At 66.1% G+C, this 12,141-nt stretch carries 3 protein-coding genes; 2 read left to right on the top strand and 1 reads right to left on the bottom strand.

Translation table 11 applies throughout. The features are described 5' to 3' along the window. The first annotated feature begins 4 nt into the window (after positions 1 to 4). Together ACIQUS_RS25035 and ACIQUS_RS25030 are read left to right on the top strand one after the other, a co-directional pair. Positions 5 to 856 (top strand): formylglycine-generating enzyme family protein, encoded by an 852-nt coding sequence (locus ACIQUS_RS25035; protein ID WP_403053112.1) that lies wholly within the window; start codon positions 5 to 7, stop codon positions 854 to 856. A gap of 108 nt (positions 857 to 964) precedes the next feature. Then, positions 965 to 9,052 carry an amino acid adenylation domain-containing protein gene (locus ACIQUS_RS25030; protein ID WP_403053109.1) on the top strand — a complete coding sequence of 2,696 codons (8,088 nt, stop codon included), beginning with the start codon at positions 965 to 967 and terminating at the stop codon, positions 9,050 to 9,052. Positions 9,053 to 9,285: 233 nt separating this feature from the next. Here ACIQUS_RS25030 and ACIQUS_RS25025 read toward each other — a convergent pair whose 3' ends face one another. Then, a complete protein-coding gene (locus ACIQUS_RS25025) occupies positions 9,286 to 11,751 on the bottom strand; it encodes a TonB-dependent siderophore receptor (RefSeq protein ID WP_403053106.1) in 2,466 nt (821 codons plus the stop codon). Positions 11,752 to 12,141 lie beyond the last annotated feature (390 nt).

Genomic DNA, 12,141 nt, shown 5'->3' with positions numbered 1-12,141 from the left:
TACGATGATCCACCCGCTCGTTCTCGCCGTAGGCCTCGGCCTGTTCAGTGCCAACGCGCACGCGGCAGCGCCCACCACGCCAGGATCGGTGTTCCAGGACTGCAAGGATTGCCCGCAGATGGTCGTGCTGCCCGCCGGGCAGTTCACCATGGGCGCCCCCGAGGGTGAACCGGGCCGCGAGGCCGATGAAGGCCCGCAGCATCAGGTCAGCTTTGCCCGACCTTTTGCCGTGGGCCGCTACGCGGTGACCGCCGGACAATGGCGCGCCTATGCCCGGGCCACCGGCGCCACCCCGCCCGACGGCGACACCCGCCCCGGTCGCGCCTGCAAGGCCGGACAACCCAGCTACCCGATGGGCCCCGAACAGCCCCAGGTGTGCATCAACTACCAGGACATGCAGGGTTATCTGGCCTGGCTGTCGAAAAAGACTGGCGCCACCTACCGCCTGCTCAGCGAAGCGGAATGGGAATACGCCGCCCGCGCCGGCTCCAGCGGCCCCTTCCCGTTCCCGTTCGACGAGGAAGGCGACTACCAGATCAGCAAACACGCCAACACCTACGGCCCGGCAGACGGTTTCAGCTACACCTCACCGTCCGGCAGCTACCCGGCCAATGCCTTCGGCCTCTACGACATGCATGGCAACGTCTATGAGCGGGTCGAAGACTGCTGGCACAAGAGCTACGAAGGCGCCCCCGGCGATGGCAGCGCCTGGACCGACCAGGGCTGCGAAACCCGCCAGATCCGTGGCAACGACTGGACCGAAGCGCCTATCTTCACCCGCTCCGGCAACCGCAACACCCGCGCGCCAGAAGTGCTCGGCGACTGGCTGGGCTTTCGGGTAGCCCGCGACCTCTGACCCCGCCCCCGCGCGGCAAGCCCGGCGGCTTGCCCGCGCCTAAATCGATCTCTCGATGCTTCGTTCCCTAAGCAGAACTTTTTCGCGAAGCCCGCTCGAGAATCGACCATGCACACCCTCGACCCCTGCCTTGAAGACGACCTGTTGGCCCTGCTCCTGGCCGAAGACGACCTCCCCCCCGCATTCGCCGCCGACAGCGCCCCGGGGCCGAGCGAGCCGTTGACGGGGCCGCTGCCCCTGTCGTTTGCCCAGCAGCGCTTGTGGTTCCTGCAGCAACTGGAGCCGGACAGCAGTGCCTACAACATGCCCAGGGTCCTGCGCCTGGAAGGTCCGCTGGAGGCGCAACGGTTGGAGCGGGCCCTGAACCGGGTGATCGAGCGTCACGCCATCTTGCGTACGCGCTTCGAAGCGGGCGACCTCGAGCCTCAGCAATTCATCGAACCTCATGCCTGCCTGACGCTGCACCGCGTGTCATTGACGCACCTGCAGGGCCAGGCACTGGACAGCGAGCTGCAACGGCAGATTGCCGAGCAGGCCGGCACGCCGTTCGACCTCAGTGTCGCCCCGCTGATCCGCGCCTCGCTGCTTGAGACTGGCGAGCACCAGCACTACCTGCTGCTGACCCTGCACCACATCGTCTGCGATGCCTGGTCCAACCCGCTGCTGGTCGCCGACCTGTCCCGGGCCTATGGCTTGCCCGCCGAACAGGGCCTGCCGGTGCCGGCGCAACAGTATGCCGACTACGCCCGCTGGCAACGCCACAGCTACCCGCAAAGCCCCCAATTCAGTGCCAGCAGCCGCTACTGGCGCGACTACCTGGGTGACGAGATCCCGCCGCTGGCCCTGCCCCTGGATCACCCGCGCCAGTCGGGCCAGCGTCATATCGCCGGCTATCACCTCGAACAGCTGGACCCGGGCACCTGCGCGCAGCTGCAGACACTGTGCCGCACGCACCGGCTGCAACCGATGGTGGTGCTGCTGGCGGCCTGGCAACTGCTGCTGGGACGCTACAGCGGGCAAAGCGATTTCACCGTCGGCATTCCCAGCGCGACCCGCACCCGCAGCGAGACCCAGGAACTGGTCGGCCTGTTCGTCACCAGCCAGGTGTACCGCGCCCGGCTATCTGCCGCCACCAGCGGCCTGGACCTGCTCAACCGCCTCAAGGCCGACAGCCTGGCGGCCCTTGAGCATGCCGACTATCCCGTCGAGCTGATCCTCGAATCCCTCGAACTGCACCGCAGCAGCCACGCCAACCCGCTGTTCCAGACCCTGTTCAACTGGCGCGTGAGCAGCCCCCAGGGCGCGGCCCTGAACCTCGGGGTGCTTGAGGTGAGCGTGCTTGAAGGTGGCCCGCGCCAGGCCAAGTTCGACCTGTCGCTGGAGGTGGACTATGCCCCGGATGCCATTGGCGTGAGCCTGGAGTACAGCACCGATCTGTTCAAGCCCGCCACCGTCGCCACCATGGCCCGGCACTGGCAGCACCTGCTGCGGGCATTGCTGGCCGAGCCCGAGCGGCGTGTCGATGAACTGCCGATGCTCAGCCACGCCGAGCAGGAGGCGATCCTGCGCGGCCTGAACCAGACCGAGGTGGTCTACCCTGGCGAGTTCCGCGTCCAGCGCCTGTTCGAGCAGCAGGCCTTGCGCAGCCCCGATGCCTGCGCCCTGGTGTTTGCCGATCGGCAACTGAGCTACCGCCAGCTCGATCAGCAGGCCAACCGGCTGGCCCACGCCCTGGTCCAGCGCGGAGTCGGTCCCGAGGTGCTGGTGGGCATCGCGGCCGAACGTTCGCTGGAGATGGTCATCGGCCTGCTGGCCATCCTCAAGGCCGGCGGTGCCTATGTGCCGCTCGATCCGGAGTACCCGGCCGAGCGCCTGGCCTATATGTTCGAAGACAGCGCCATCGGCCTGCTGCTGACCCAGCAGCACCTGCAGGACAGCCTGCCGCCCTTCGCCGGCCAGACCCTGCTGCTGGATGCCGACTACAGCCCGCTGCCCGATCATGCCCCGGCGGTCGAGATCGACGGCGAGCACCTGGCCTATGTCATCTATACCTCCGGCTCCACCGGCAAGCCCAAGGGCGCTGGCAACCGCCACCTGGCCCTGCACAACCGCCTGGCGTGGATGCAGCAGGCCTACCAGCTGACCGCGGCCGACACTGTGCTGCAAAAGACCCCGTTCAGTTTCGACGTATCGGTCTGGGAGTTCTTCTGGCCCTTGATCCAGGGCGCCCGCCTGGTGATTGCCGCCCCCGGCGAGCACCGTGAGCCGGACAAACTGATCGCCACCATCGAGCGCCACCAGGTCACCACCCTGCACTTCGTGCCGTCGATGCTGCAGGTGTTCATCCACGAGCCGGGGGTGGAGCGGTGCACTTCGCTGCGGCGCATCATCTGCTCCGGCGAAGCGCTGCAGGCCGATGCCCAGTACCAGGTGTTCGCCAGGCTCCCCGGCGCCGGCCTGTACAACCTGTACGGCCCGACTGAAGCGGCCATCGACGTCACCCACTGGACCTGCCGCGACGAAGGCCTGGACAGCGTGCCGATCGGTCATCCGATCGCCAACCTCTACACCCATGTCCTCGACCCCGGCTTCGGCCCGGTGCCCAACGGCACCCCGGGCGAGCTGCTGCTCGGCGGCTGCGGCCTGGCCCGCGGTTATCACCGTCGCCCGGCCCTCACCGCCGAGCGTTTCATTCCCGATCCGTTCAGCCCGACTCCGGGGGCGCGCTTGTATCGCACCGGCGACCTGGCCCGTTACCGTGCCGATGGCGCCATCGATTACTGCGGGCGCATCGACCATCAAGTGAAGATCCGTGGCCTGCGTATCGAACTCGGTGAGATCGAGGCACGACTGCTGGAGCAACCCGGCCTGCGTGAAGCCGCCGTGCTGGCCCAACCCGGCCCTACCGGCCTGCAACTGGTGGCCTATGTGGTCGGTGCCGTCGACATACAGGTCAGCGAACTGCAAGGCGCGCTGCGAAAGCAGTTGCCGGACTACATGGTGCCGGCGCATATCCTGCAACTCGAACACCTGCCGCTGAGCCCCAACGGCAAGCTCGACCGCCGCGCCCTGCCGTTGCCGCAGGCCAGCCAGGCTGAGTACGTCGCTCCACGCAATGAGCGTGAGGCGCAACTGGTGCAGCTCTGGCAGACGGTGCTGCGCCGCGAACCGATCGGCGTCACCGACAATTTCTTCGAGCTGGGCGGCGACTCGATCATCTCCATCCAGGTGGTCAGCCGCGCGCGCCGGCTGGGCCTGCAGCTCAATCCCAAGGACCTGTTCGAGCACCAGACCATCGAAAGCCTGGCCAGGGTCGTGGTGGAGATCGACCCGCGCTCGCTCAGTGGCAGCAGCCTGCTGCACGATCTGCAATCGCTCTATCAGCGCAGGCCCCATGGGATGGGTCACTTCAGCGAACGCCTGCAAGCGTTCGCCCGCAGCCCCCAAGGCCGCGCCGAGCTGGCTTACTGGCAAACACAACTGCAGGACGCTTGCGACGAACTGCCCGGTGCCCATGAGCCTTGCACCCATCATCAGATGACGCGCGTCCAGACCCGACTGGATCGGCACCAGACCCGGCGCTTGCTGCACGAGGCACCGCACGCCTACCGCACCTGGACCTGCGAACTGCTGCTGAGCGCACTGACCCGCACCCTGTGCCACGGGAACGACCAGGCGGATGTGCTGATCCAGCTTCAAGGGCCTGGCTGCGATGGCCTGTTCGATGCCATCGACCTGAGCCGCAGCCCGGGCAATTTCACCTGCCAGTTCCCGGTCAGGCTCAACGCTGCGCCGTCACTGGCGCAGACGATCAAGGGCATCAAGGCGCACCTGCGCGGCGTCCCCAACCACGGCCTTGGCTTCGGCGCCCTGCGCTACCTGGGTGATGCGGACAGCCGCGAGGCCCTGGCCGCCCTGCCCGTGCCACGGGTCACGTTCAACTATTGCGATCCGCTCGACAGCAGCGTCGGCGAGCCAGTGTTCCCCCTGGGCGATGAAGCGCCAGAAACCGAAGCGTCCCTGGACAACGGGCTGCACATCAGGGGCCAGGTGCAGGACGGTGAACTCACCCTCGCGTGGCATTTCAACCAGGCCCTGTTCAAGCCTGCGACGATCCAGACCCTGGCCGACGCCCTGGGCGAACAGCTGCACAGCCTGATCGAGCACTGCTGTGCCCCCGACCAGGGTGCCGTCACCCCCGAGGACGTGCCGCTGGCGCAGCTGTCCCAGGCCCAGCTTGACCGGCTGATCGACACCCCGCGCCAGCTCGAAGACCTCTACCCGCTGTCGCCGATGCAGCAAGGCATGTTGTTCCACGCCCAGCTCGACACCGACCAGGGCAATTACCTGCAACAACTGCAACTGGACGTCGCCGGCCTCGATATCGAGCGCTTCCAGCGCGCCTGGCAGGCCACCCTGGACAGCCACGAGATCCTGCGCAGCAGTTTCCACTGGGGCGATGGGCTGACGGTGCCGCTGCAACGGGTGGCCCGGCAACTGACCGCCGAGTTCACCTGCCACATCCAGGGCAGCCTCGACGCCCGGCAACTGGCCGACCAGGAACGCGAACGAGGCTTCGACCTCGGCAAGGCGCCCTTGCTGCGTTGGGCCGCGTTGCAACAAGGCAGCGACCACTGGCACCTGGTGTTCACCAGCCACCATATCCTGCTCGACGGCTGGAGCACCTCGCAGCTGTTCGCCCAACTGATGCAGCACTATCAAGGCATCCCGGTGCCGCCGCCCAGGGCGCGCTTCAGGGACTACATCGCCTGGCTGCAAGGGCGCGACCAGCAAGCCGACCTGGACTTCTGGCAACAATACCTGCAGGGGCAGGACGCCCCCACCCTGCTCGCCCCGCAGACCGCCAACGCCGCCCCGGGGCCGGTCGAGCATGGCTGCTGCGAGCGCGTCCTCGACGCCACCGGCACCCGGGCACTGGAACAGCTGGCACGTAGCGCCAGGGTCACCGTCAACACCCTGGTCCAGGCGGCCTGGGCCCTGCTGCTGCAGCAGTACAGCGCCCACGCCAGCGTCGCATTCGGGATAACCGTGGCAGGCCGGCCAGCCACCCTGGCCCATGCCGACGAGCAGATGGGCCTGTTCATCAACACCTTGCCGGTGATCGTCCAGCCCCGTCCGGAACAACCCCTGGGCCGTTGGTTGCAGGCCCTGCAGACCGACAACCTGCGCCTGCGCGAACATGAGCACAGCCCGCTGTTCGAGGTCCAGCGGCTGTTCGGTGGCGTGCTGTTCGACACCTTGCTGGTGTTCGAAAACTACCCGGTCGACGAGGCCCTGCAACAGCAGACCGACGACCAGTTGCAGATCGGCGTGGTCAGCGCCCATGGCCAGACCCATTACCCGGTCAGTGTCGCGGTCAGTCTTGGAAAGTGCCTGGACATCAAGCTGCACCATCGCCTTGACCTAGTGCCCCAGGCGCGTGCCGAGCAGATCAGCGACCACCTGCTGGCCTGGCTGCAGGCCTTGGGCCAGGCCCATGCAGGGCAAGCGCTCGGCGAACTGGCGATTGCCCACGCGTCACCCGCCCCGGCACTGCCCAGGGGGCCGGCCGTGTGCATCCACGAACTGTTCGAGCAACAGGTCCGACGCAATCCCGGGGCAATCGCCCTGGTCGATGACCACGGGCACCTGAGCTACGGCCAGTTGCAGCGCCAGGCCGAGCATATCGCCCGTTACCTGATCGAGCTTGGCCTGGCGCCCCAGGACCGCGTCGGCCTGGCCCTGAACCCGTCGTTCAACAGGATCGCCGCACTGCTGGGCATCCTCAAGGCCGGGGGCTGCTATGTGCCGCTCGACCCGAGCTACCCGGCAGAGCGCCTGCAGCACATCATCGACGACAGTGGCCTGACCTTGCTGGTGAGTGAGTCCGCCGTGCAGGACAGGCTGCCGCCCTTCGCCGGTGCGGTACTGGATATCGCCTCGGTCGATGCCACCGTCGCCAATGCCCTGCCGGCAGTCCAACGCCGCAGCCCGCCACAGCAACTGGCCTATATCATCTACACCTCCGGCTCCACCGGCCTGCCCAAGGGCGTTGCCGTCCCCCACCAGGCCGTGGCCCGGCATTGCCTCAGCGCGGCCGAGGCCTATGGCCTGGACGCCGGTGACCGCTGCCTGCAGTTCGCCTCGATCAGCTTCGATGCGGCCAGCGAACAGATCCTCATGCCGCTGCTTCACGGCGCCAGCCTGCTGGTCGGCGACACCCACCAGTGGACCAGCCAGGACCTGGCCGATGCCGTCGAACGCCACCGCGTGACCTGCCTGAACCTGCCGCCCTCGTACTTTTTCGAGACCGCCCGGGTGTTGCAGGGCCAGGGCCGCTGCCTGCAGGTCAAGACCTGCATCCTCGGCGGCGAAGGCTGGAGCCGCGAGCACTTCGACAAGCAGCAGGGCATCCGCTGCCAACGCCTGATCAATGCCTACGGGCCCACCGAGGCGGTGATTACCCCCCTGGCCTGGACCGTCCCCCTGGACGCCCCGGCCGAACGGCTGGCCATCGGCACGCCGCTGGGCGCACGCCAGGCCCATGTGCTGGACGCCATGCTCGGACAACTCCCCGAACACCTCACCGGCGAGCTGTACCTGGGCGGTGAACTGCTGGCCCAGGGTTACCTCAACCAGCCGGCATTGACCGCACAACGTTTCATTCCCGACCCCTTCGGCGCGGTGGGCGCTCGCCTGTACCGCACCGGTGACCTGGCCGAGCGTGGCGACGACGCGGCGCTGTACTACCACGGGCGCAGCGACCAGCAACTGAAAATCCGCGGCCTGCGCATGGAAGCCGGCGAGATTGAAGGCCGTCTGTGCGCCCTGCCCGGCATCCATCAGGCCCTGGTCATGCGCCATCCGCAGGCCGACAGCCTACTGGCCTATGTCAGTTTCAGCGACAGCGCGCAGCTCGAGGCGGCCGACCCTGCCGCCCTCAAGCGCCAGCTTGCCGGGCACTTGCCGGCCTATATGGTCCCGAGCGATATCGTGCTGCTGGAGCACTGGCCGCTGACCCACAACGGCAAGATCGACCGTCGCCGCCTGCCTATGCCCGAGCGTGTGCAGGTTGCCGTCGACAGCACGCCGGCCACGGCACTGGAGCAACGCATGATCGCGGTCTGGGCCCAGGTGCTGGAGCTGGCGCCTGAGCACATCGGGGTGCACGACAACTTCTTCGAACTGGGTGGCCATTCGCTGAAAGTGCTGGTGGCGGTGTCGGCGATCAAGGCCGGGCTGGGTGTGGAGCTGACCCTGCACGCGTTCATCCAGCAGCCTTCTCTGCGTGAGCTGTGCGCCTACCTCGAGGGCCAGGGCAGCCGGCGCAGCGCGATAATCGACCTGAACCGTTCACAACGGCCACGCACCCTGTACTGCCTGCACCCGGGCGGTGGATCGGCGCTGTGCTACTTCCCGTTGGCGGCGGCCCTGGCCGAGCACATCCGGGTCAAGGGCCTGATGTTCCACGACTACGTCAACGACCCGGCCACCCCGCGCCCGGACTGGCAGCAGATGGTCGATGACTACACCCGGCAGATCCTTGCCGACCAGCCCGAGGGCGACGTCCACCTGCTGGGCTGGTCACTGGGGGCGCCGCTGGCGATGCAGATCGCCCGCAACCTGGAAGACCAGGGGCGGACCGTGGGCTTTCTCGGCCTGCTCGACCCGACCGTCGAGCACAAGGGCTCACCGGCCGGTGGCGCTGTCAGCGCACCGGCCGACAGCGAGGGCCAGCCGCTACGGCTGCAGGCGCTGACCGGGTTCTTCTCGTTGCTGTTCGTCAAGCACGCCGAGACTGCCGGACGCTACTGTGAGGCACGGGGCAACCCGCTGCTCGATGACGCCGTGATCGAGGACTTCATCCAGTGGTCGGTGAGCATCGCCGACATCAGCGCCGATCAGGCCCGAGCGGTGTTCCTCAACGTCAGTACCGAACGCGAAGTGGCCCTGGGCAAGTCGGTGTATGCCTACCTGGAGAAGCTCTCCGAAGACCTGCATTACCCGTCATTGCACGTGCCTGCCCATTGCTGGTGGTCGGCGCTGGACACCCCTGACTTCGAGGCCCGCACCCAGGCATTGGGGCGCTTGAATGAACAGCGACGGGTTGCTTACTGCCGTGGCTTTGACGTGACCCATGCGACGCTGGCGTACTCGCCGCAGGTCATCGACGACATCTGCCGGGCCCTGGCCTGACCTGCTGGCCTCATCGCGGCAGCGGCTACACCCCGTAGCCGCTGCCGAGGTACGAGGCTGCGATCGGCTGCGCAGCAGTCGTGGACCCGAACATCCGGATGGGCCTGACCTATTGTGGCGACTGGCTTTGCAGCCTGGCGGCAGCGGCTACTCCCACCGCCACCGGTGCCCACAAACGACAAGGCCGGCAACCCTGTGAGGGTGCCGGCCTTGTTGTCGCGCTATCCGCTGACTCAGTACGTACCGCGCAGGGTCAGCATGAAGTTGCGCGGGTCGCCGTAGAAGTTGGCGTACTCGGCGGTACCGATGGTCGAGTAGTACTTCTTGTCGGCCAGGTTGTTGCCGTTGAGCGCCACGCTCCAGTGCTCGTTCAGGCGGTAATCGGCAAAGGCGTTGTACACCGCGTACCCCGGCTGGGAGAAGTCGAGATCGCCCTCGGACACATAGCTGGCGCTCTGTACGTTGACGCCGGCACCCACTCGCAGGTTCTCCAGCGCACCGGGCATGCGATAGGTCAGGAACGCCTTGCCCAGGTGCTTGGGCGTCAGGCTCAGGGTCGTGGTAGTGGTCGAGCCGGTATCCGTGGCGACGTTGTGGTTGTAGGTGTAGCCGAAGGTGCCTTCCAGGCGATCGGTGATCTGCCCGCTGATTTCGAACTCGATGCCCTTGCTGGTGACCGAGCCGTCATCCAGCCAGCAGCACGAGGCACCCTGGCCGGAGGTCGACGGCGGGAAGCGGGTGTCACGCACGGCTTCGCCGTCACGCTTGGTGTAGTACAACGCGGTGGTGGTGTTCAGGCGGCCCTCGAACAATTCACCCTTGATGCCCACTTCATAGCTGCGCCCTTCGATCGGGTCCAGCGGCGAGCTGCCAGGGTTGGGGCCCTTGAGGCTGCTGGCCTGGGACTTGTAGATCTCGGCGACGCTGGTGTAGGCGGTCCACTCATTGGTCAGGGCGTAGGTCAGGGCGGCAAACGGGGTGAATACGTTGTCGTCGCTGAACACTGTCTTGCTGTTCGAGGTCTGCACGCCGGCAGCATTGAAGCGAGTGGCCTCAAAGCTGTAGTAGTAGTCGTTGTAGCGACCCCCGAGGATCAGGTGCATCGGGTCGGTCAGCTGCAGGCGTACCGAACCGTAGAAGCCGTTCTGCTTGATGTAGGTCGGCAGCACCTGGCTCGGGTAGGCGTTATCCTTGCGCGATGGGTAGTTGTCCGGATCGAAGGCGAAAATGTCGCCAGCCGAAACCCGGCCGCCCGAGGCGAAGGCGTCGATGTCCTGCTTGGAGTTCTGCCAGGTGTAGCCCAGCACCGCATCGTGACGCCCGCCGAACAGGTCGAAGCCACCCTTGAGCGAGAAGTCGACCGCGCGATCGCGATAGGTTTCGTCCTGGGACGCCCAGACCGCAGTGGAACCGGTGTGGGTCACAGGATCGATGGAACCATAGAAGTTGTAGTAGTCGCGGTCCTGCTGGTTGTTGGCATAAACGGCATCGAGGGTGGCGGTCCAGTCTTCGCTCAGGCGCTGCTCGATCCGTGCATAGACGTTGTCGCCGCGACGGTTCTTGTAGTCGTGGTTGCCAGCCAGAAAGGTGCTGCGCGGCAGGTCCAGGTCATCACCATTGCTGTAGCGCGGCAGGCCGTAGGCCTGGTCGGACGAATTCAGGCGGTCATGGGTATAACCGACGGTGACCAGGGTGCTGTCGGTAATGTCGGCTTCGAGCACGCCGTGAAACAGCTGGCGGTCGGCATCGAACTTGTCGATGTAGGAGTTGCGGTCCTGGTAGACGATGACACTGCGCCCGCGCAGCCGGCCATCGAAGCCCAGCGGGCCGCTGACATCCAGTTCGGTACGGTAGTTGTCCCAACTGCCGACCGACTGGGTCACCGAGAACTGGTTGAAGGCGGTCGGCCGCTTGCGCACCAGGTTGACGCTACCACCCGGCTCGCCGTTGCCCGAGTACAGGCCGTCGGCACCGCGCAGGATTTCGACGTGGTCATAGATGGCCATGTCCAGGTCTTTCCAGGCGAAGGCACTGACCCCCACCGGGGCGCCACCGTCGAGGCGGAAGTTGGTGATTTCAAAGCCGCGTGCCAGGTAGCGGGAGTTGGTCATACTGCCCTGGTAGGCGGTCACCCCGGTGGTCTGGTTGAGCACGTCGTTCATGGTGGTCAGGTGCTGGTCGTCCATGCGCTGACGGGTGATGACGCTGACGCTTTGCGGGGTGTCCTTGATGGACTGCGGCATCTTGCCGATCGACACGGAACCGGTGGTGTAGGAGCCGGTGCCCTCGGTGGTGGCGCCGAAGCCTGCGCCGGTGACGCTGGTGGCGCCCAGTTCCAGGGCGGCGCTGTCGGGGGTGCCGAGCAGCAGTACGGTGCCGTTGTCGATCTGGTAACGCAGGCCGCTACCGCGCAGCAGCTGCGACAGGGCGTCGACCGATTCCATCTCGCCGTTGACGGCGGCAGCGCGTTTGCCTTCGACCAGGCTCGGTTCGTACAGCACCTGCAGGCCCGACTGTTCGCCGAACTCGCGCAGGGCGCCGGCCAGGCTCTGGGCTGGGATGTGGACGTTTACCGGTGCTGCCTCGGCCAGCGAGGCGAAGCCCAATACGCCCAGCAGTACCCAGGACGCAGACCGGGCACGCTCCATCCTGGAGAGCGGCGACACCAATGAACACAAACGACGTGCTGCAAGACCCATGACGACCCCATTTAAACAAGAATGATTCTGTTTTATTTAAGTGTTTTCAATTAGACGCAGTCGCGTTTGCAAACCGGAAAACTTTTTCTCGATTTATTTTTTTTTGGGGTGGTGTGATGGCCAAATTGATTCTTCGCGGAGTTGCGGGGGTATGGTCCTTGGGCTTTTAGTAGGCGGGCTTATCCATTTGATGCAGTGAGGCTGCTGGCCCCTTCCGCCTTTACGGCGGCCTACTTTTTTCTTGGAAAAAGTAGGCAAAACCGCTTGCTCCTGCATACGGCCCTACGCTGCGCTTCGGGTCCCCTCGCTTCGGCGTCTTCCGGGGCCACGCGGCACTACGACTTGCTTCGCAAGTCTACGGCTCGCGTTCTTCGGCTGCGCCGAAGGTGC

This window comes from Pseudomonas sp. NPDC090755 (genome assembly GCF_044769005.1).
Taxonomy (GTDB): domain Bacteria; phylum Pseudomonadota; class Gammaproteobacteria; order Pseudomonadales; family Pseudomonadaceae; genus Aquipseudomonas.
The sequence above is the reverse complement of the archived record's forward strand: the minus strand, read 5'-3'. Positions and strand labels throughout refer to the sequence as shown.

What these genes read in the sequence shown, in the direction of transcription:
- ACIQUS_RS25035 (WP_403053112.1), top strand. Translation starts at nt 5, where the DNA reads ATGATCCACCCGCTCGTTCTCGCCGTAGGCCTCGGCCTGTTCAGTGCC.
- ACIQUS_RS25030 (WP_403053109.1), top strand. Translation starts at nt 965, where the DNA reads ATGCACACCCTCGACCCCTGCCTTGAAGACGACCTGTTGGCCCTGCTC.
- ACIQUS_RS25025 (WP_403053106.1), bottom strand. Translation starts at nt 11,751, where the DNA reads ATGGGTCTTGCAGCACGTCGTTTGTGTTCATTGGTGTCGCCGCTCTCC.